The organism is Desertimonas flava, from assembly GCF_003426815.1.
Lineage (GTDB): Bacteria > Actinomycetota > Acidimicrobiia > Acidimicrobiales > Ilumatobacteraceae > Desertimonas > Desertimonas flava.
On the sequence record NZ_QKYK01000024.1, the window covers coordinates 68,199 to 89,267 of the forward strand.

Consider the following 21,069-nt stretch of genomic DNA (forward strand, 5'->3'; position numbering starts at 1 on the left):
CGGCGGCATGGCGACGATCCTCATCACCGGCGGTGCCGGGTTCATCGGCTGCCGGCTGAGCGTCGCGCTCCTCGCCGCTGGGGACGACGTCGCCGTCCTCGACAACCTTCATCCTCAGGTCCATCCGACGCGAACTGTTCCCCGGAACCTCCCCGACGAGGTGCGCTTCGTACCGGGCGACGTCGCTGCCGCAAGCTCGTGGGCTGCTGTCCTCGCCACGGTCCGGCCAGACGCGATCGTCCACCTCGCCGCAGAGACCGGGACGGGCCAGTCGCTCACCGAGCCCACTCGGCACGCCAACGTCAACGTGCTGGGGACGGCTGCGATGCTCGAGGCGCTGGAGCACTCACCGCACCGGCCCGGTCACATCGTCCTGGCCTCGAGCCGCGCCGTGTACGGCGACGGGGCGTGGATTACCAACGAGGGCACGGTCTTCTACCCCGGTCAGCGCAGCGCCGCGCAGCTCGACGCAGGGCGGTGGGACCACAGTGCTCCCGACGGGTCGCCCGCCCGACCGATCCCGTCGGTGGCCGGTATCACCGTGCCCGAGCCGACGAACATCTACGCGGCGACCAAGCTCGCTCAGGAACACCTGCTGCGTTCATGGACCCAGGCACGGCAGGTCGACCTGTCGATTCTCCGGTTGCAGAACGTGTACGGCCCCGGCCAGTCCGTCACCAATTCCTACACCGGTGTGCTCACCTTCTTCGCCCGCACGGCCCTCGAGGGCCGCGTCATCGATGTCTACGAGGATGGTGAGATCGTCCGTGACTTCGTCTTCGTCGACGACGTCGCCTCGGCGTTGGCCGCCTCGGTTCGACGCCCTGCCAATCGTCTCGTCGACATCGGCTCGGGACGCCCGACCACCATAGGCGCCGTCGCCCGCATCGTTGCCGAAGCCTGCGCGGCACCGCCCCCAGTGGTCAGCGGCCGATACCGCCACGGCGATGTCCGCGCAGCGTCGTGCAACATCGACACTGCGGCAGGCAGCCTCGGCTACGAGCCGACGAAGCCGCTGACCGACGGGATCGCAGCGGTACTCGACTGGATGCCCACGGCCGCGGAGTTCAGGGCCCGCTAGCGCGTGGGTGATCCGCTCCGTACACCGCCGTGAAGTCGTCGATCCGGAGAGTCAACAACTGGCCGTGCTGGACGAGTTCGGAACCGTGCGACCCGAGTGCCTTCGCCGTGTGGGCTTGGGCGTTCAACAGGAAGGTGCCGGGGCCCAGCAGTGATTCGGTGTCGATGATGCCGCTCGATTCCTCATCGGTCGTCAGCCGATCCGGGTCGTCTGACGCCCCCGGGCCGAAGAGCCGAGGGTCGAACTCGGCGACGACACCGAGGGCACCGTCTTCGAGCCGATAGGCGATCACGCGGGCGACGTGGTCGCGGTCGTTCGGGTCCTCTTGCATGAGGAGGTTGCCATGGCGATCGATCGTCATGCTGTCGGGTCCATCGAGTCGAGGTTGTCCCGCGCCGACGGATTCGCTGCCATCCAGGAGCAGCGTCAGCGAAGCACCCAGCTGCGGACGCTCGATGTCGACGAAGCGCAGGCGCCACAATCCGCCGCCATCACGTCGCGACCCCCCGTCGGGTGTGGTGTCACCGCCCGACTCGGTCAGAAAGTAGTAGTCGTTCGGGTGATCAGGGTGGAACCGCCCGTCGGTGATGCTGTCGAACGTGAGTCCCACCTCGGCAGCAGTGGCGTTTTGGTCGGCACCGGTTGCATTCCAGTCGACAGACGCCAACTCCACTTCGACCGTACGCTCGTGGACCTCGGCACGGATGTGGCGGTCACTTGACAAAGCTGGGTCATCAGCCGCCACGACGAAGAGGTCCCCATTCGTCAAACCCGCGCGTTCAAGCGGCGAGCCGCCGACTTGCTTCGTCCCGACATAGATCCAGATCTGGCCATGCGGGGAGTCCTCGTTGCCGATCACGACGGTCGTGTCGGTTTCATTGCCCGCAACAGAGGTGTTCTCGCGTGAGAACAGCCCGAGCCGGGGAAGCATCGTGGCGGTGCCCTCCACGGTGATCCCGAATGCCCGCGCGGCGTCGCCGTTCTCCTCATTGGCGAAGTAGACGCTGCCCCCGTAGCCATGCCCCGTTCGATCCGCGAGCAAGACTCCGGGTGGCGTCAGCAGGCCGGAGTTGAAGTTGGCGAATCGGATGTCTTGTTCCGTGCCGTCGGCGAAGCGTGGTGACTCCCACACGACCGAGCCCGACGGATAGTCCCAGAACCCCGTACCCGGGCCGATCAGGTCGCTGCCCGACGTGACGGTCATCGTCGTCGGGTCCAGGACGAGCCGCGAGACGAACGCGCCCGTCTGGCCGTGCCGGCGGACCGCCCCCTCGCCTGCAGACAGATCGTGGTCGGAATAGACGACGACCTCGGAGCCCACCCCAGTCGCACTGAGCCCTTCTCCGCCGCCGACGAACCGGTAGCCGTCGGGCAGCGGTCTCGCGCCATCCACCGTCAGGAGCACGTCGAGGCTGACACCGGGTGCCGCAGGGACGAGGTACGGCCGCGTGGCGACCGCACGCCCACCTGTGCCCACGGCGCCGATCCCCGCCGCCGCGACGATCAGAGCGAGTGCGGCGAGCAGACGCGGATGCGTCTGCCAGGCCGCCACCAACCGGCGACCAGCTGACGGAGCGCCGCGCGCCCGCAGCCACCGCTCGGCCGGTCGTTCGACCGCTGTGTACATGACTGCAGCCAGTGCGACGCTGACGCCGAACGCGAGTCCAGCGAGGAGGATCTCCGCAGCGAGCGAGCGCTCGACCAGTCCGACAGTGCGGTCGACGATGCCGATCCCAGCGCGATGCACGAGATAGAAGGCGAACGACCACTCACCGAGTCGCACGAGCGCGGGGGTCGCGACCCAGGCGCGCCTTCCGGCGAGGTCGCTCTGCGCGTAGGCGACGATCAAGAGCGCCATCGGCACCAGGGTCACGGCCGCAGGTCGATAGAGCGGTGGAACCGCGGCGGCCAAGGCGATCGCAGCGCCCACGAGGACGACCGCAGAGGACCGCCGGACCTCGCGCACGCGGCCGGCGGCAACCTCCAAGGCGAGCAGCGCTCCGAGCACGAACTCGGTCGCGCGGGTCAACGGCAGGACATACACGGCCCAGCTGGCGATCGGGTCCGACAACGTCATCGACGCGACGAACGGGAACACCATTGTCAAGGCGACCAGAGCTCCGATCGTCATCCTTCGGCCAGCCGGTCCGAGCCGGCGGAGCGTCGGCAGCACGAAGGGGAACGCGACGTAGAAGAACAGCTCGCACGACAGCGACCAGGCCACCGGGTTCGCCGAGAAGTTGATCGACGACGATGGGAACCACGCCTGCAGCAGGGGCAGCGACAGGACCGCACCGCGGGAACTCGCAGCGGCCCCCGTGACCGCTGTCGCGACCAACGCGACCGACCACGTCAGGACGTGGCTCGGGGCGATACGGGCGAACCGCCTCCACGCGTACGTACCTCGACCGACGGCCGCCGCATTCGACCACGTGAGCACGAACCCGCTGAGGATGAAGAAGAAGGACACTCCGACCCGGCCAACACCGAGCCACGCCGCCACACCGTCGTCACCTCCGGGAAGCGCGACATCGCCGACGTGGTTGGCGAAGACGAGCAGGGCAGCGACGAATCGCAACCCGGTCAACGAGTTCAATCGACTCGGCGACTGTCCCACGATTTGCATCATCCCTCAGATCGAGACCCGGTTCGTGACCGGTCGTCATTGCCGGGCCTCACTGGCCTCGGCCTTTCGCGAGCGTGGCGGTGGCGCGCAGTGCGCCGATGGTGCCGATCGTCAATCCCACAGCGACGGTTCGAGCGGTGCCGCCGTCGCGAACGGCGAGTTGCGTGACCGAATGACCAGGTCCCCAGAGGGCGACCAAGGTGACGACTCCGAGAACGACCATGACGAGGCTCGTCGTGAGGAGTTCGGACGTGGAACTCGAGGTGAACGCGAACCAGGCGGCGACCGCCAGAGCCCCGAACGCGGTACCTCGACCGCCGGCGGCGGCGTCGGCGGCAAAGCCGACAACGCACCACCAAGCACCCCAGCGGAGCGCGGACGAACTTCGGCCGAGCCAGCGGGCACGGTCGTGCGTCGTGACCAGCAGGACACATCCCGCAACGCCAATGACCAGAACCGTGACGAGCGAGCCAGGGGCTGGTAGCTCGACCACCTCAGGGACCCGAGCCATGGCCAGCCGCCATCGCGACGAGGCGTCGTCTTCGAGCAGCACTGCCGCGCCCGTAATCGTCATTCCCACGCCAAGGGCGACGGCGCATGACGGTCCAACTAGGCCCCCGAGGTGCGCGCGGTGGATTCGCGACGAGGACAGCGCAGTCGAAAACGCAGCGATCCCGACAACGACCAATGGAATCAGCAGGACGTCGCCGGCGTCGAGCCCGTGTGTTCTGGAGAACGAGAAGATCACCGGTCCCCGCCAGGGTTCGAGTCGGGAGAGCCGAATGGTGACGACGACGTCGGCGACGCCCACGCATGTGAGGAGCGCACTCATGAGCCCCGGCCTTCTCGCCATCTGTAGCCGCCTGTCCACGTCGGAACGCGGAGATCACGTCCGGTCGCGACAACAGCGTGTGATCTCCGCCTTCACCTTCCCGTCGAGTCTTCCGCCTGTCCGCCACGACCGCCGCAATTGTACAACGGCGTGATGCGATACTCGCGTCAGGTGAGGCCGCCGGCGGCGTCGGCCACCTTGGTCTTGCCGGCGCTGATCCACGGCATCATGCCGCGCAGCCGGGCGCCCACCTCTTCGATCGGGTGGGCCTTGCCCTTCTCCTGGAGCGCCTTGTAGTTGGCTCGGCCCGACTCGCTCTCGGCCACCCACTCGTCGGCGAACTTGCCCGACGTGATCTCCTCGAGGATGCGCTTCATCTCGGCCTTGGTCTCGGCGTTGATCACGCGGGGCCCGCGGGTCAGGTCGCCGTACTCGGCGGTGTCGGAGATCGAGTAGCGCATCCCGGCGATGCCCTCCTCGTACATCAGGTCGACGATGAGCTTCACCTCGTGCAGGCACTCGAAGTACGCCATCTCGGGCGCGTAGCCGGCCTCCGTGAGCGTCTCGAAGCCGGCCTGCACCAGTGCGGTCAACCCGCCGCAGAGCACGGCCTGCTCGCCGAACAGGTCGGTCTCGGTCTCCTCGGTGAACGTCGTCTCGATGACTCCGGCGCGGGTGCCGCCGATGGCGTCGGCGTACGACAGGGCGAGCTCCTTGGCCCCGCCGGTCGCGTCCTGCTCGACGGCGATCAGCGCCGGCACGCCGCCACCCTCGGTGTAGGTGCGTCGCACCAGGTGACCCGGGCCCTTCGGCGCGATCATGATCACGTCGACGCCCTCGGGCGCTGTGATGCGGCCGAACCGCACGTTGAAGCCGTGGGCGAAGGCGATCGCGTTGCCGGGCTGCAGGTTCGGCGCGATGTGCTCGTCGTAGATCGCCTTCTGCTCGGTGTCGGGCGCGAGGATCATGATCACGTCGGCTGCTGCCGCGGCATCCGCGATCGACAACACGGTGAGGCCCTGCGACTCCGCCTTGGCCTTCGACGACGACCCCTCACGAAGCCCGACGACGACGTCGACGCCGGAGTCCTTGAGGTTGAGGGAGTGTCCGTGGCCCTGCGAGCCGTACCCGATGACGGCGACCTTCTTGCCGCGGATGATCGACGAGTCGGCGTCGTCGGAGTAGTACACGTTTGCGGCCATCAGCCTGTTTTTCCTTTCACGGCACGGAGGCGTGCCTGTCGATCGAGTTTGGGGAGGGCGACCCGTCCGGTGCGCTGGAGCTCGACAATGCCATACGCGCCCAGCAGATCCTCAAAGTCGTCGAGCTTGTCGGGACGGCCATCGAGGCTGACGGTGATCGCGTCGGCGCCCACGGCGAGAACCTTGGCCTCGAAGATGTTGGCGATCTCGAGCACCTGGCCGCGAACCTCGGCCGACACCCGGACCGTGACGAGCAGCAGCTCGCGCTCGACCGAGTGACGCGGATCGAGCTCGGAGATCTTGACGACCTCGATGAGCTTGAACAGCTGCTTGGTGATCTGCTCGAGCGGCGTCGACTCGACGTCGACGACGATCGTGATCCGACTCATCCCCTCGTCCTCGGCCGGGGCGACGGCGAGCGAGAAGATGTTGAAGCCGCGGCGGGCGAACAAGCTGGCCACCCGGGCGAGCACGCCGGGGCGGTTCTGCACGAGCACCGACAAGATGTGGTGCTGCGCCGGTTGCTGTGCGGTCGAGACGCTCACTTCAACGCCCCCTGACGGGACTGCTGGCTGGGCGGGAGGACGACGTCGTCGTTGCTCGAGCCGGCCGGCACCATCGGGAACACCTTCTCGTTCCAGGCCACGCGGAACTCCACCACGACGGGGCGGTCGTTGATCGAGTTGGCCTTCTCGATGGCCGGCTCGACCTCCTCGGGCGACTCCACGCGGATGCCGACGCACCCCATCGCCTCGGCCCAGCGCACGTAGTCCGGCGTGTCGGGCGACAGGTAGACCTCGCTGTAGCGCTCGTCGTAGAACATCTCCTGCCACTGGCGCACCATGCCGAGATAGCTGTTGTTGAGCAGGCCGACCTTGATCGGGATGCGCTCGACCGAAGCCGTGACGAGCTCCTGAGCCGTCATCTGGAAGCAACCGTCGCCGTCGATCGCCCACACCGTGCGGTCGGGGCGCCCGACCTTGGCACCGATGGCAGCCGGGATGGAGAAGCCCATCGTGCCAAGACCACCCGAGTTCACCCAGGTGTACGGCTCGTTGAACTTCCAGTACTGCGACGACCACATCTGGTGCTGGCCGACGCCCGACGCCAGGATCGTGCCCTCGGGGGCCGCGTCGCGCAGCTTCTCGAGACAGAACTGCGGCTTGAGCGCCTCGCCGGGCTCGCTCGGCTCGTACGTGAGCGGGAACTGCTCGCGCCATCCCGAGATGCGGCTCTTCCACGCCGACGTGTCGGCCTGCTCGGTGCCGCCGGCCTGGAGGTCGCGGATCGCCGTGAGGATCTCGGCGATCACCGACTTGCAGTCACCGACGATCGGCACGTCGGGCCGGCGCACCTTGCCCTGCTCGGCCGGGTCGATGTCGACGTGGATGACCTTGGCCTCAGGGGCGAACGAGTCGACCCGACCGGTGATCCGGTCGTCGAAGCGGGCGCCGAGCGTGATCAGCAGGTCGCTGCGCTGGAGCGCCGTGATCGCCGTGGCGTTGCCGTGCATGCCGGGCATGCCGAGGCACAGGGGATGGTCGTCGGGGAACGCTCCCCTGGCCATCAGGGTCGTGACGACGTGGATGCCGGTGTGCTCGGCGAGGGCCCGCAACTCCTCGGCGGCGCGTGACTTGAGGATGCCGCCGCCGACGTACAGCACGGGACGCTCGGCCTCGAGGATCAGCCGGGCCGCCTCCTTGATCATCCGCGGGTGGCCCTTGGTGTTGGGCCGGTAGCCGGGAAGCGAGGCGGCGACGTCGTCGTCGCTCGGCCAGTACCACTCCATCTCGCCGGTCAGCACGTCCTTGGGAACGTCGAGCAGCACCGGCCCGGGACGCCCGGTCGTGGCGATGTGGAACGCCTGGCGCACGGCGAGGGGCACGTCGGCCGGTGTCATGATCAGTTCGTTGTGCTTGGTGACCGAGCGGGTGATGCCGATCGTGTCGCACTCCTGGAAGGCGTCGCTGCCGATGGCCGTGGTCGGCACCTGACCGGTGATGCCGACCATCGGGATCGAGTCCATGTAGGCGTCCATCAGCGGCGTGACGAGGTTCGTCGCCGCCGGGCCCGACGTCACCATCGCCACGCCCGGCCGGCCCGTGACGTGGGCGTAGCCCTCGGCCATGTGACCGGCGCCCTGTTCGTGGCGCACGAGGATGTGCCGGATGCTCGACTCGAGCAGGGGGTCGTAGGCCGGCAGGATGCAGCCACCGGGAAGCCCGAACACCACCTCGACGGACTCCTGCTCCAACGAGTTGATCAGGGCTTGGGCCCCGGTGAGCTTCATGTGGGTCTCCGTTCGGTGAGGTGGGGTGTCGGTCGGGTGGGGGGTGATTGGGCGTCCAAGAAACGCCCGGAAAAAGCAAGCGACCTCCCATCTGGGAGGTCGTACAGCGCGCAGGGCGGAAGGCCGAGCGCGCTAAGAAATGAGTACTACCGCGAGCATCGGGGCGAGGTGCGCACACATCGCCCGCCATTGTGCCAGGCTGCCCCGCCGCAGGCAACCCGGCACAATGGCGTCTTGCGAGAGCGCCCGCGGGTCAGCCGATCGCGATGTCGACGGGCATCAGCTCGTCGACCGATGCTGCCGTGGGCATCTGATCGGTCCGTGGCGTGCTGCTCCCGCGATACCGGAGCTTGAAGAGCGGTCGGAGCACGAAGTGATCGGCCGTCGCCAACAGGATTGTCATGTCGAGCAACAGCGACCAGTTCTCCACGTAGAAGAGATCGAGTCGTCGATAGGTCCCGAAGCTCGGATTGTCCCTTGCCTCGGCCTGCCAGAGTCCCGTAATGCCCGGACGCACGCTGTGCCGAGCGTGAAGCTCTTCGGGGAACTGGTCCACCTCGCTCTGCAGAGCGGGTCGGGGGCCGACGATACTCATCGTGCCACCGACCACGTTGAACAGTTGGGGGAGCTCATCGAGGCTCGTCGCCCGGATGAACCGCCCGACCCGGGTGACGCGGGGATCACGTTCCATCTTGAAAAGCACCCCCGAGCGCTCGTTAGCCGCCTTGAGCTCGGCCAGCTTCAGCTCGGCATCCATGCACATCGAGCGGAACTTGATCATCGAGAAGAGCTCGCCGTGTCGTCCGACGCGCTGCTGCCGGAAGAACACTGGGCCTCCGTCGTCGAGCTTGATCGCGAGGGCGACGAGCACCATTACCGGCAACGCGACGATCGCGACCAGTCCGGCCACGACCAGGTCGAACGTCCGCTTCGTGGCGAGCTCGAGATATGACAACGACGCCGACTCGACCTCGAACACCGGCTGATGACCGAGTGCCGTAGCCCGCATCCGCCGGAAGTCCACACGCGACATCCCCGGATCGACATACACCGTGTGCCCGTTCGACTCGTTCGTCGACGTCAGGTGGTGGACCAGGCCCGGATCGAGGTCGGCGCTGCACAAGATGACCAGCTCGGCCTCCGTGCGCGCGACGATCCGTGCTGCGTCCTTCAGGTCCCCGACCCAGAGACCACCGAGCCCGGCGCTGATCGCCTCGTGACGGGGCCCAATGACAGCGCTGATCCGCATGCCGAGCTCGGGTTGCTGCTCGAAGAGTTCTTTCAGCTCCTCGGCGCGACTGCCGGTTCCGACGACGACCACGCGCTGGAGCAGACGGTCCTGCCGGTGCTCCGCGGCGATGTACGCCCGGTACGCCGCTCGCCAAGCGACGAGGACGACCCAAGCAGTGGCCGCCGCGATCGCTACGTCGGCGGCCCGAATGTCCATCGACGACTTGCGATCGAGGACGAGCGCGACCAGTGACAAGATGGCCAGCGCTCGGGTGATCCGGCTGATTTCCATCGACCGGACGGCCATCACCCGAGACGTCCACAGCTCCTGAAACCTCACCGCCCAGACACCGGCGATAACGAGGACGATCACTTCGACCGTCCCGGCGAGGATTCCGTCCGGCTTCACGTTGACGGAGCCGAACAGCGGGACGACGAATCCAATCAAGACGGCGACAGCGTCGCCGGTCCTCAAGATGTTGAGCAATCGGTGACGAGCGCGCCCGTCGACCCATGGCGGCCGGCAATCGGCATCATGGTCCGCATATCGTTTCCGCCCCCTTGCGGACGCGGCTGCGCCGGCCTGCCCGGACATGCCGGTGCCGTGTGTGCGGCGCCGCGCGTGCCGCGATAGGGCGACATGGGCACGCGTGCGCGCGCCCAAGGTCTCAGTGGTCATGGTTCCGCCGATCCGCCGATCTATGTGTCCGCCACGACCCGGGGTTCCGCCTCCAAGTCGCTTACAGAGGACTATAGCACCAGTGCGGCGTCCGCAAACTACTTTCGACCAGGTTCGTCGGGCGCCGACCCCGGGATCGCACCGCCTCGCCCGAGCAGGCTCTCGACCACGACCCGACCGATCTCGAGCGACGATGTCGCGGCAGGAGACGGAGCGTTGCACACGTGCACCGCCCCACGATCGGCCACGATCATGAAGTCGTCCACGAGTGCGCCGTCGACGGCCAGCGCCTGAGCTCGCACACCAGCGGGCGAATGCACCACATCATCGACGCCGACGTCGGGGATCAGCCGCTGCAGACTCCGGACGAAGAGCCGCTTGGAGAGTGACCGGGCGACCTCCCTCGAGCCGGCGAGTGCGTGCCGCCTTGCGAGACGCCAGAAGCCTCGGTAGGCAAGCACCTCCGCGAGATCGCGCAGGCTCACGTCGCGTCTCCGGTAGCCCTCGCGTTTGGCCGCCAGCACTGCGTTCGGGCCGCAGTGCACCGATCCGTCCATCATCCGCGTGAAGTGCACGCCGAGAAAGGGAAACGATGGATCGGGAACCGGATAGATCAGGCCCTTCACCAGAGGTTGGGACGCTTTGGACAGTTCGTAGTACTCGCCGCGGAACGGGATGACCCTGACCGGAGGTCGCTTTCCGGCGAGGCGCGCCACACGGTCGCTCTGCAGGCCGGCACAATTGATGACGGCGTCGCTGACGATCGGCCCCGCTGTCGTCTGGACCTGCCAGCGACCGCCTGATCGCCCGATGGCGGTGACCGTCGTGCCCAGCCGCACGACTCCACCACGACGCTCGATTCGCCGCGACATCGCTGACGCGACCGCCTTGAAGTCCACGATCCCCGTGGCCGGCAAGTAGAGGCCTGCTAGCCCCCGGACGTATGGCTCGTGATCTCGTAGCCCGTCCGGGCCGAGTCGGTCGACGTCGAGCCCGTGAGCAAGCGCTCGCTCGTGCAGAGCGTCGAGGCGCGGCTGCTCGTCGCGAGTCGTCGCAACGATCACCTTGCCGGGCACTTCGTACGGGATACCCTCCTCGTCGCAGAACTCGCGCATCCGAATGTTGCCGAGCCGGCAGAGGGTAGCCTTGAGACTTCCCGGTTTGTAGTAGATGCCGGAGTGCAGCACGCCCGAGTTGTGTCCGGTCTGGTGGGACGCTACTCGGTCCTCCTTGTCGATGACGGTGACGCGCGCGTCGGGGACCCGGTCGGTCACGGCCAGCGCCGAAGCCAAACCGACGATGCCTCCCCCGACCACAACCACGTCCTCGATGCGCTCAGCTACCACTCCCGGCAACGTAGCCGGGCCGATGGCGGCCACGCGTGCTGACGGCCGAGGTCCGCGGCCTACCGGCTCGGCATAGGCTCTCTCCGATGAAACGCGGCGGCCGCCCGCCCCTGAGGCTTCGCTGTCGGGCCATCGTGCTCGGGAGTGCCCTGCTGCTTGTCGGGACGCTCGCCTCCGGGGCACGCGCCGGCACAGCGAACACCGTCGACAGCGCCACGGATGCGACATGCAGGGCCAACGAGCCAAGCGACTCGTTCTCGTTCCCGTCGACCATCGCTGCGGACGGACGCCACGTGCTGGACGGCAGCGGAAATCCATGGCTGGTGGTCGGCGATGCTGGCTGGTCGGCGATCGCCGAACTGGACCGTGATGAGTTCGACTGGTACCTCGACCAACTCGCGTCGATGCGGTTCAATGCGGTGCTCGTCAGCCTTATCGAAACCTCGTACTCGAGCCATCCACCGGCCAACCACGACGGCGAGGTGCCGTTCGTGGGCGACTTGTTCCAATCACGACCGAACGAGACGTACTGGGAACTGGTCGACGAGTACGTCGCGGCGGCCGCTGCCCGCGGGATCACGTTGCTCGCGACGCCGGCCTACCTCGGCTACGCAACGGATGGGGTTGCTGCCGCCGTCGCGGCAGCAACCCAACGACAGATGTTCGACTATGGAACCTTCCTGGGACGGCGATACGCGGACAGTCCGAACATCATGTGGGTCGTGGGTGGTGACCGCACCGACCTGTCGGACGCGGAGCTCGCCGGGATGGACGCGATGGCGCAGGGCATCAGAAGCGTCGCGCCGCAGTTGATCGCGGGCCACGCGGCAGGCGGCTCCACTGCCGCCGACGTCTACGGCGAGTTCGACTGGCTCCAGGTCAACACGTCGTACGAGTCCGAGGGGGACCCCGCGGTCGCTGCCCGCCGTGCCGTCGCACAGCAGCCGACGCGCCCAACGTTCTCGATCGAGGGTGTCTACGAACAAGAGCGGGACGACGCGCTCCCGAGCGGCAACGCGCTCTTGCGGTATCAGGCGTACGGGGCAATCCTCAGCGGCGGGTTCGGCCATGTCTTCGGAAACAACCCACGCTGGCACTTCGGTGCGTCTAATCCGTATCCATACGAGGGGACTTGGGAGCTGTCTCTCGAGGACCCGCGCGGCCAACTCGACCGAGGCACCAGCCACCAATGCGTCGTTGCCAAGATCGTTGGAGGTTTGCCGTGGGCAAACCTCCAACCGGATGTCGACGGGCTGTTCGTCGTCGGAGCCGACGGGCCGGAGGCCGCGGGGGTAGCCGCAGCATTCAGCACTGCTGATTCGGTCGGCGCTGTGTACGTCCCGAGTTCCGACGCCGGCACGGTCACCGTGGAGGTGTCAGCGCTCGGGACGAATTCAGACATCATGATCGTCCGCGTCGACCCGACGAACGGGTCGGTTTCCGACATGGCGCGACTACCGGCCGCGAGCGGAGAGCAGCCGCTTCCGCCCCCGGGGACGAACGCAAATGGGGACACCGACTGGCTCTACATCATGTCGCCGGCGCCGACTCCTTGAGGCGGGTGCCGGGCCGTCAGCCGACGAAACGGAGCTGGCCGTCGAGGATCCCCTGCTGCTTCAGCGAGTTGATCGTGCGCAGCCGGTAATAACGATCGCCCGACCAGTCCTCTGCGCTCAGTCCGGCGGCGACGTAGGCGTGATAGATCTCTTCGATGCCGGCCCGAAGAGTCCAGCGGGCGACGAAACCTGGCAAGCCCTTCTCGATCTTCGTGAAGTCGACGCGGTAGTCGCGCTCATCGCTGGATGCTCCCGAGGCGAACGCGACCTCGCAGCCCGGAACGACGTCGGCAACCAGGCGCGCGACGTCACGGATCTGATAGTTCTCGCCGTTGCGGCCGACGTTGAATGCCTGGTTGTGAATCGCCTCACGCGGGGCGGACAGGCACGCGACGAAGGCCCCGATGATGTCGCCGATGTGCACGAGCGGCCTCCAGGGTGTGCCGTCGCTCTGCATCAGGACCTTTCCGCTGGTGACGGCATGACCCACGAGATCGTTGACGACGATGTCGGCCCGAAGGCGACGGGAGATGCCGTACGCCGTGGCGTTCCGAAGGTAGACGGGTGAGAACGTGTCGTCAGCCAGCGTGCTGACGGCCTGCTCGACTCGCACCTTCGACTCACCGTATGCGGTGACGGGGTGGAACGGAGACTGTTCGGTGACCAGACCGTCCCCACCTGCCCCGTAGAGGCTGCATGACGATGAAAACAGGTAGCGACTCACTCCTGCCTCCTTCGCTGCCTCAGCGAGACGCACCGAGGCGTGCAGATTGATGTCGTAGGTCAGTGTGGAGTCGAGGTTGCCGAGTGGGTCGTTGGAGAGGGCGCCGAGGTGAACGACGGCGTCACAGCCGACGAGGTGGTCGAGTTCGACGTCGCGGAGGTCGATCCGCAACTCTGGTACGTCATCAGGTGGACTGACGAAGTCACAGCCGTCGTAGAGCCCGGTATCGAGACCGATCACCTCATGACCGGCCGCCAGCAGGGCCGGGACCATCTCCACACCGATGTAGCCACGGTGGCCCGTGACGAGAACCTTCATGGGCAGAGAGGATACGACTCGCTCCTATTCGCCACTCAACCGACGTTCAGATGATGAGTTTGCGGATGTGAAATGCCTCCGCGTAGTCGGCCACGCACTCGACTCCCCGCAGGGCCATCAGCCCGCGGAACGTCGCCGGGCGGAACCATGCGCGGTTGCGCTGACTCGCAAAGTGCTCGGTGAGGAGTTCGATCTTGCGCTCGGCAAGTTCTGCGGTCAGCGGCACGAACAGATTGGGGTGGCCGAGGTCGCCTTCGTACTTCGGAATCTCGTACTCGGCGACCAGATGGTTGCGGAACGTGTTCCACGTCAGAGCGGCGATCGTGCGGTGATCCTGATGCTCGTCGTCGCGTCGGTGGGTGAACACCACGTCGGGCTCGACCCCGGCGCATAGCTCTTCGAAAGCGTCTTTGATCTCGGCTCCTACATACGGGAAGTAGCTCTCGCGAAAGCTATGCAAGGTCACGCCTGCCGCGCCGCCGGTGAACGCCGCTGCGCTCGTCCGGGCCTCCTCAGCACGTTGGCCGGCCGCCGAGAAGACGACCCAATGGATCGTCGAGCCCGGGCGTTCTGCCAGCAGGCGAAGGACGGTTCCGCCGCAACCGATCTCGATGTCGTCGCTGTGCGCACCCAGGAGGAGCACCTGCAACGGACCTGAGCGCCCGGTACCGAGCGAGACGGGAAGCATCGTGGCGTCAGACGATCGAGGCCGTCGGGATGGGCACGATGAAGTGCGCTCCCCATTCCCGTGCGTACGCGAGTTGCTCGAGAATCTCAGTCTTGAAGTTCCAAGGAAGGATCAGGACGTAGTCGGGCTTCACCTCATCAATTCGCTCGGGAGCGTGAATGGGGATATGTGTGCCTGGTAGGTACCGGCCCTGCTTGTATGGGTTCCGATCAACAGTGAAGTCGATGAAATCGGTGCGGATACCGCAGTAGTTGAGCAGTGTGTTCCCCTTGCCAGGCGCACCATATCCGACGACGGTCTTGCCTCGACGTTTCAAGTCGGAGAGCGTCTCCAGCAAGGCGCGTTTGGTCTCGCGCACCTGCTCCTCGAACTGCGCGTAGGTGGCGACGTCGCGATAGCCGCCATCGATCTCGCGCTGACGCAGGTCGAGCAGACGCTGGGTGAGCGGCCGGCTCTCGTCGGCGGTATGGCGGGCGTAGATCCGCAACGACCCCCCGTGAGTCCAGAGCTCCTCCACATCGAAGATGGTCATGCCATGATGCGCGAAGATCGCCTCGGCGCTGGCGAGGGAGAAATAGCAGAAGTGCTCGTGGTAGATCGTGTCGAACTGATTCTCCTCGATCATTCTGACGGCGTGGGGGAACTCGATCGTCACCGTTCCAGATGGCTTGAGGATTCGGGGAATACCAGCCACGAAGTCGTTGAGGTCTGGCACCTGCGCCAGCACGTTGTTACCGAGCACGAGATCGGCGAGCTGACCAGCGGACGCCATCTGCTCCGCCTTCACCCGCCCGAAGAAGCTGGTGTCGGTGGGGACACCCTTGGCCACAGCAGCCTGGGACACGTTGACTGACGGCTCGATACCGAGACAAGGGATGTGGCGCTCCACGAAATATTGCAGCAGGTAACCGTCGTTGCTCGCGAGCTCGACCACGAAGCTCTCCTCATTGAGACCGAGCCGATCGGTCATCGCATCGACATAGTCCGATGCGTGCTGGAGCCAGCTGGTCGAGAAGGACGAGTAATAGGCATACTCAGTGAAGATGTCCTCGGCACTCACATAGTCGTTGATCTGGACCAGAAGGCAGCGATGACAGATCCACACCTTGAGTGGATAGAACGACTCGCGCGCGTCGAGTAGATCGGCGGTGAGGTAGCTCTCACACAGCGGCGACATGCCGAGGTCGACGACAGGGTGCTCGAGTGGCGTCGCACAGAACCGACAGGGGAACGAACCGGCGAGAGGTTCCGACGGATGAGTCATGGGGCCGGACGGTATCCGGGCGCCCTACAGTTCTGCCAGTGATTGGACGACTTCGTGCCAGCTATGCCAGAACGAGGACGACGGCGTGATATTCGACGGCCTGCCGCTGGACGGCGCCTACTCGATCGATCTGGACCGGCATCTGGACGAGCGCGGCTCCTTCTCCCGGATCTTCTGCGAGAGTGAGTTCGCCGCCGTGGGTCTTCCTGTCCGCTTTCCACAGGCCAACATCTCGACGAACGTCCACGCCGGCACGCTTCGCGGCCTCCACTACAACCGTGGCGACGACGCCGAAGCAAAGGTCGTCCGCTGTATCCGCGGTGCCCTGTTCGACGTCATCGTGGACCTTCGTGAGGGCTCCCCGACACGGCTCCAGTGGTTCGGCGCCGAGTTGAGCGCCGACAACGGGCGGGCGCTCTTCGTGCCCGCCGGTTTCGCCCACGGGTTCGTCACGCTTCAGCCCACGACCGATGTCCTGTATCTGATGAGCGAGAGCTACCGGCCCGACGCGGCCCGCGGCATCCGGTGGGACGATGCCGCAGTCGCGGTGCAGTGGCCGGTCCCGCCTGTCGTGATCTCCGAGCGTGATGCGACATATCCAGCGATCGATCCGGCGACGTTTTCCTCGGCCACATGACCGCCGATCCATTCTCAGTGGCCGACGCGGCGATGCGGCTTGTGGAGGACCTCTACCCGATATGCCGCAGCATCACCGGGGACGGAGTTCGTGAATCGCTGCGACTCATCACGGAGGTCGTGCCCCTCGAGATCCATGAGATCCCATCTGGGACACCGGTGCTGGACTGGACGATCCCTCCAGAGTGGAATGTCCGCGACGCCTACATCGCGGACGCAGGCTCCGGCGAGAGAGTCATCGACTTTCGCAGCAACAACCTTCACATCGTCAGCTACAGCGAGCCGATCTCCGCTCGCATGACACTCGATGAGCTGCGACCACACCTACATACCCTCCCGGATCAACCGGAGGCCGTGCCCTACCGTACGTCGTACTACACGCGAGCCTGGGGGTTCTGTTTGAGCCAGCAGGACCTGGACAACCTTCCCGATGGCGACTACGACGTGATGATCGACTCGTCACTCGAACCGGGGTCACTGACGTACGGTGAAGCCATCGTTCCGGGGGCGACAGAACGGGAGATCCTCGTGTCGTCTCACGTGTGTCACCCTTCGCTCGCCGACGACAATCTGAGCGGAATCGCCGTGGCCGCGCTGCTGGCGAGACGGTTGCTCGAGGGTCCGCAGTTGCGCCATACGGTCCGCTTCATCTTCGCGCCGGGCACCATCGGCACCATCGCGTGGTTGGACGGTCACCGTGACGAACTCTCCAGAATCGCCGCTGGACTCACCCTCACGTGCCTCGGTGACGACCACGACTTCACGTACAAGCGCACCGTGACTGGCGACGCCCTCGTTGATCAGGCGGCATCGATCGTCCTTCGCGACCGACAGATCGCGCATCAGATGACCGACTTCAGTCCATATGGTTATGACGAGCGCCAGTACAACTCCCCTGGCTTCCGGGTGCCAGTCGGCTCATTGATGCGCGGCAGACACGGGACTTTTCCCGAATACCACACGTCGCTCGACAATCTTTTGTTCGTCTCTGGAGAGCGGATGGCGGAGTCGTTGGACGTTGTCGCCGGCATCGTAGAAGCGATCGACAAGAACCGTGCGCTGAGAAACCTCGAACCCTTCGGTGAGCCGCAGCTCGGAGCCCGCGGGCTGTACGGGGCCCTCGGCGGCACGACGATCGCGGATGCCCAACTCGCCATGCTCTGGGTACTCAACCTGTCCGATGGTGAGCACTCACTCCTCGACATCGCCGCACGCTCAGGCCTCTCGTTCGAGTCCGTCGAGGCGACAGCGCTGCTGCTCGAGGACCACGGGCTGCTCGGACCAGCCCTAGCGCGCACCTGAGTGGTGTGCGGTCAGACCGGGGCGGGCCGGTCCCACACACGATCGAACACGTATCTCGACGGCGGGCCGACCAAGAACGGCTCTGTCCCGTCGACCAACGCTTTGGCGTAGACATCCAAGGCGCCGTCGATTGCTCGCAGCGTCAATTGGACATCGGCATCGCTGTGTGAGTAGCTGGTGACCAGCGACGGCATCAGGACACCCCGGCGGATCGTCTCCTGGAGAAACAGCGTTCGAAATGCCTGGGATGGTTGGCCGTCGGCGTCGCGCGTGAAGAAGGCGAGGTCGCAGCCGAGCCCGATCGGGCCGACATAGTCCGTGAGTCCATGCTGCTCTGACAGGGCACGCAGACCGGTGGCGAGCTTGTCGCCCTGCTCGTAGAGGCGGCTGACCACGGGCTCGCGCTCGTAAATGTCCATCACCGCGATCGCTGCGGCGAGTGCCGTCGTCTCCGCTCCGTGAGTCGTGGAAAGCAGGAAGACGTCGTCCCCGCTTCTTTCGCGTGATCCGTAGCGCATCAGTTCACGTCGTCCGCACAGCGCAGCGAGTGAGAACCCGTTCGACAGTGCCTTGCCGAAGGTGGACAGGTCCGGGGAAACGCCGTATTGGGCCTGAGCTCCACCGTCGGCGTAGCGGAAGCCGGTGATCATCTCGTCGAAGACCAGGACGGCACCATTGCGGTCGCATAGACTCCGCACGCCTTCGAGAAACCCCTGCTGGGGAGCGGTTGCACGAGTCACCTCGAGCATCACCGCAGCGATCTCGTCGGGGTAGCGATCGAACATCTCCTCGACGCTGGTGAGGTCGTTGTAGCGAAAAGTGACGGTCTGCGCGGCGACGCCCGCGGGGATGCCACCGGCCATCGTGGTCGTGACCATAAACCAGTCGTCGTACGAGAAGAAGGCCTGGTCGGCGCAGATCGCGACCCGGGCGCGGCCAGTCGCTTTGCGGGCCAACTTGACCGCTGCCGACGTCGCAGTCGAGCCATCCTTGGTGAACTTCACCGCTTCGGCACTTGGGATCGAGGCGCAAAAGCGCTCCGCACACTCAACCTCGATCGCTGCCGGGCGAGTGAAGTTGGTGCCCAGGTCGAGTGCCCGCGCCACAGCCTGGACCACTTCTCCGTACGCATGGCCGAGTGACACAGCGCGCAGACCCATCCCGTACTCGACGAACTCGTTGCCGTCGACGTCCCACACGTGGCTACCACGGCCCCTCGCGAGTACCGACGGCGACAGTGCCGGATACTGGTCGGGTCCTTTGGCGTACGTGTGCCCTCCACCCGGGACGAGCTCTCGGAGGCGCCTGCCCAACTCATTCGTCCTCGTGAAATCCAACTTGGTCTCCGCCTTCCAACTGCACCGTTCTCGCTCGAGACTATCGACGCGCCGGGATCCGTGCCTGGGGATCGACGGTGGACGGATACATTCAACACAGGCGCCAGAGCGAAGTGAGGGCAGATGCAAATTGGTCGTCGGGACGGTCGGAGGTCGAGGTGAAGGTCGTGCTGTTCTGCGGTGGGATGGGTATGCGTCTGCGCGACTACTCCGATCAGATTCCGAAGCCGCTCGTCGAGGTGGGGCAGAGGCCGATCTTGTGGCATCTGATGAAGCACTACTCGCACTTCGGGCACACCGAGTTCATCCTGTGCCTGGGGCACGGTGCCGGCAAGATCAAGCAGTACTTCCTCGACTACAACGAGTGCGCCAACAACGACTTCGTTTTCAGCGACGGCGGCCGCCGTGTCACGCTCTTGAACAGCGACATCGATGACTGGACGATCACCTTCGCCGACACCGGTTTGTCGTCGAACGTCGGTGAACGACTCCGGCGAGTCCGAGCCCACCTCGGCGACGACGAGATGTTTCTCGCCAACTACGCGGACGGCCTGTCGGATCTCAACCTCGAAACCTACGTGAAGGATTTCGAGGCTCGCGACAAGACAGCGTGCTTCCTGAGTGTTCCTGCACCCCACACGTTCCATATCGTCCATGCGGACTCCGAGCATTGCGTGACGCACCTCGAGCACATCGCTCGATCCCCCGTGCGAATCAATGCCGGCTTCTTCGTCTTTCGACGTGAGATCTTCGATGTGATGAACCCGGGAGAGGAACTCGTCGTGGAGCCGTTTCAGAAGCTGATCGAACGCCGCCAGCTCTTGGCGATGCCGTACGATGGGTTCTGGCAGAACATGGACACATTTAAGGACAAGATCGCTCTCGACGAAATGGTTGCGTCCGGATCACCTCCGTGGCAGGCGTTCATCCAGAGGTGAAGCGCCTTTCGACCGAGCTCGACGGAGAGGTCTGCGGCGTCGGCGTCGAATGCTCGCATCCGAGTTCGCTGCGGCGTGCGGCAGCAGCGGCCGCATAGGCCGACGCACGAGCTGCAACGGCGGGCTCTTCGATCCGGGCTGTCCAGAACGCGACAGCGCTCTCGAGCGACGCACAGTCGCGGATGCCGAGGATCACGTCAACGGGGGCAGGAACGGATCCGACGAACTCGACGGTGGCGTCATCCAGGGCCACCGTGCCTCCATCCAGCGAGGGCCCAATCCAGCTCATCAACGGCGCTGGCGGCTCCGATGATGCCGGGGGGCCACCGTCATCGCCACTGCCACAGGCGATCCCGCTCGCTCCGAGGAGGAGGAGGCCACAGAGCGCGGCGATGTGCGTCGCACTCGACTGCGGGGCACCCCTGAGGTTCACGTCACGACGAGCCCAGGGGCTGGGGGTCGCAGTTCTCGAGTCGAATGCCGAAGGTTGTCGGCGAGTCGGGCGTCTCGATCAGCGCGTTGTCCTCCGGCTCGATCAACGAGATCGTGTGCGATTCACCCGGTGCGAGATACGTCGATCTCCAGTCGTTGGTACCCCGCTGCCACTCGATGACGAGTACGTAGTCGAAGACCGCTGTGACGACACATCCGTTCGCCCATGCCCCCATGTACGGAAACAGCTGCTCGCCGTCGAGTGAATAGACGATCCGAGCGTCGTTGCCGTTCCGACCGTTGTCCGAGTACGCCGACCACGAGGGCCACGCAATCACCCCTCCTTGCCACGGGTCACCCGTGCAATCCGGCGCGTTACAGTTCCAGACCGACCGGACGGACGTGACGATCTCACAGGACACCGGGTCCGTACACGGCTCCGGCGGCTGGGGTTGCGGGTCGAGGGTGAACTCGTAGGCGAACGACCCACCATCGTTCTGCACACTCACCACTTCTCCCGACGCGATTCCCGTGACCGTCAACGGCGAACCCGGCGACACATCGCCAACATGACGATGCGACCCAGCA

At 65.7% G+C, this 21,069-nt stretch carries 18 protein-coding genes; 5 read left to right on the forward strand and 13 right to left on the reverse strand.

Annotated features, from left to right (window positions below):
• Positions 1-16 precede the first annotated feature (16 nt).
• On the forward strand, positions 17-1,081 hold the full coding sequence (locus DN771_RS21790) for an NAD-dependent epimerase/dehydratase family protein (RefSeq protein WP_116999695.1): 1,065 nt from the start codon (positions 17-19) through the stop codon (positions 1,079-1,081).
• Here the strand turns inward: DN771_RS21790 and DN771_RS21795 are convergent.
• The 7 genes from DN771_RS21795 to lhgO all read right to left on the reverse strand — a co-directional run bounded on the left by DN771_RS21795 (position 1,068) and on the right by lhgO (position 11,286).
• The gene (locus DN771_RS21795) at positions 1,068-3,668 is read right to left on the reverse strand and encodes an acyltransferase family protein (RefSeq protein WP_162942255.1); all 2,601 of its coding nucleotides are present in this window, start codon (positions 3,666-3,668) and stop codon (positions 1,068-1,070) included. The two genes, DN771_RS21790 and DN771_RS21795, sit on opposite strands and share 14 nt — an antisense overlap.
• 88 nt (positions 3,669-3,756) lie before the next feature.
• Positions 3,757-4,539 (reverse strand): hypothetical protein, encoded by a 783-nt coding sequence (locus DN771_RS29730; protein ID WP_162942256.1) that lies wholly within the window; start codon positions 4,537-4,539, stop codon positions 3,757-3,759.
• 167 nt (positions 4,540-4,706) lie between these two features.
• The gene (ilvC, locus tag DN771_RS21805; RefSeq protein ID WP_116999671.1) at positions 4,707-5,741 is read right to left on the reverse strand and encodes a ketol-acid reductoisomerase; all 1,035 of its coding nucleotides are present in this window, start codon (positions 5,739-5,741) and stop codon (positions 4,707-4,709) included.
• Positions 5,741-6,286 (reverse strand): acetolactate synthase small subunit, encoded by a 546-nt coding sequence (gene ilvN / locus DN771_RS21810; protein WP_116999672.1) that lies wholly within the window; start codon positions 6,284-6,286, stop codon positions 5,741-5,743. Before ilvN ends, ilvC begins: the two co-directional genes overlap by 1 nt.
• Entirely contained in the window at positions 6,283-8,031 is a 1,749-nt protein-coding gene (locus tag DN771_RS21815; protein WP_116999673.1) for an acetolactate synthase large subunit, read from the reverse strand. The genes ilvN and DN771_RS21815 overlap by 4 nt, the downstream gene beginning before the upstream one ends.
• 253 nt (positions 8,032-8,284) lie before the next feature.
• Positions 8,285-9,940 carry an exopolysaccharide biosynthesis polyprenyl glycosylphosphotransferase gene (locus tag DN771_RS21820; RefSeq protein WP_116999674.1) on the reverse strand — a complete coding sequence of 552 codons (1,656 nt, stop codon included), beginning with the start codon at positions 9,938-9,940 and terminating at the stop codon, positions 8,285-8,287.
• 98 nt (positions 9,941-10,038) lie between these two features.
• Entirely contained in the window at positions 10,039-11,286 is a 1,248-nt protein-coding gene (gene lhgO, locus DN771_RS21825) for an L-2-hydroxyglutarate oxidase (protein ID WP_205528711.1), read from the reverse strand.
• A gap of 86 nt (positions 11,287-11,372) precedes the next feature.
• Between lhgO and DN771_RS21830 the strand changes: the two genes are divergently transcribed.
• On the forward strand, positions 11,373-12,842 hold the full coding sequence (locus tag DN771_RS21830; RefSeq protein WP_116999675.1) for an apiosidase-like domain-containing protein: 1,470 nt from the start codon (positions 11,373-11,375) through the stop codon (positions 12,840-12,842).
• A 16-nt stretch (positions 12,843-12,858) separates the two neighbouring features.
• Here DN771_RS21830 and DN771_RS21835 read toward each other — a convergent pair whose 3' ends face one another.
• The 3 genes from DN771_RS21835 to DN771_RS21845 are packed head-to-tail and all read right to left on the reverse strand — an operon-like array spanning position 12,859 to position 15,836.
• Complete coding sequence (locus DN771_RS21835) at positions 12,859-13,884, reverse strand: NAD-dependent epimerase/dehydratase family protein (RefSeq protein ID WP_116999676.1); 1,026 nt, start codon at positions 13,882-13,884, stop codon at positions 12,859-12,861.
• 46 nt (positions 13,885-13,930) lie between these two features.
• Positions 13,931-14,572, reverse strand: coding sequence for a PIG-L deacetylase family protein (locus DN771_RS21840; RefSeq protein ID WP_116999677.1), 642 nt, complete (start codon positions 14,570-14,572; stop codon positions 13,931-13,933).
• 7 nt (positions 14,573-14,579) lie between these two features.
• Positions 14,580-15,836: a class I SAM-dependent methyltransferase gene (locus DN771_RS21845; RefSeq protein WP_116999678.1), complete on the reverse strand. Its 1,257-nt coding sequence runs from the start codon at positions 15,834-15,836 to the stop codon at positions 14,580-14,582.
• Here DN771_RS21845 and rfbC point away from each other — a divergent pair.
• Together rfbC and DN771_RS21855 are read left to right on the forward strand one after the other, a co-directional pair.
• Positions 15,835-16,473: a dTDP-4-dehydrorhamnose 3,5-epimerase gene (rfbC, locus tag DN771_RS21850; RefSeq protein ID WP_193615397.1), complete on the forward strand. Its 639-nt coding sequence runs from the start codon at positions 15,835-15,837 to the stop codon at positions 16,471-16,473. The genes DN771_RS21845 and rfbC overlap by 2 nt on opposite strands.
• Positions 16,470-17,774 (forward strand): DUF4910 domain-containing protein, encoded by a 1,305-nt coding sequence (locus tag DN771_RS21855; RefSeq protein ID WP_116999680.1) that lies wholly within the window; start codon positions 16,470-16,472, stop codon positions 17,772-17,774. The genes rfbC and DN771_RS21855 overlap by 4 nt, the downstream gene beginning before the upstream one ends.
• Before the next feature lie 11 nt (positions 17,775-17,785).
• Here DN771_RS21855 and DN771_RS21860 read toward each other — a convergent pair whose 3' ends face one another.
• Positions 17,786-19,111 (reverse strand): glutamate-1-semialdehyde 2,1-aminomutase, encoded by a 1,326-nt coding sequence (locus DN771_RS21860; protein WP_116999681.1) that lies wholly within the window; start codon positions 19,109-19,111, stop codon positions 17,786-17,788.
• Between the two features lie 158 nt (positions 19,112-19,269).
• On the opposite strand from DN771_RS21860, the gene DN771_RS21865 reads away from it, so the two are divergent.
• The gene (locus tag DN771_RS21865) at positions 19,270-20,049 is read left to right on the forward strand and encodes a sugar phosphate nucleotidyltransferase (protein ID WP_116999682.1); all 780 of its coding nucleotides are present in this window, start codon (positions 19,270-19,272) and stop codon (positions 20,047-20,049) included.
• Here the strand turns inward: DN771_RS21865 and DN771_RS21870 are convergent.
• Together DN771_RS21870 and DN771_RS21875 are read right to left on the reverse strand one after the other, a co-directional pair.
• A complete protein-coding gene (locus tag DN771_RS21870; RefSeq protein ID WP_116999683.1) occupies positions 20,036-20,302 on the reverse strand; it encodes a hypothetical protein in 267 nt (88 codons plus the stop codon). The two genes, DN771_RS21865 and DN771_RS21870, sit on opposite strands and share 14 nt — an antisense overlap.
• A gap of 181 nt (positions 20,303-20,483) precedes the next feature.
• Positions 20,484-20,819 (reverse strand): hypothetical protein, encoded by a 336-nt coding sequence (locus DN771_RS21875; RefSeq protein ID WP_162942258.1) that lies wholly within the window; start codon positions 20,817-20,819, stop codon positions 20,484-20,486.
• Between the last annotated feature and the right edge of the window lie 250 nt (positions 20,820-21,069).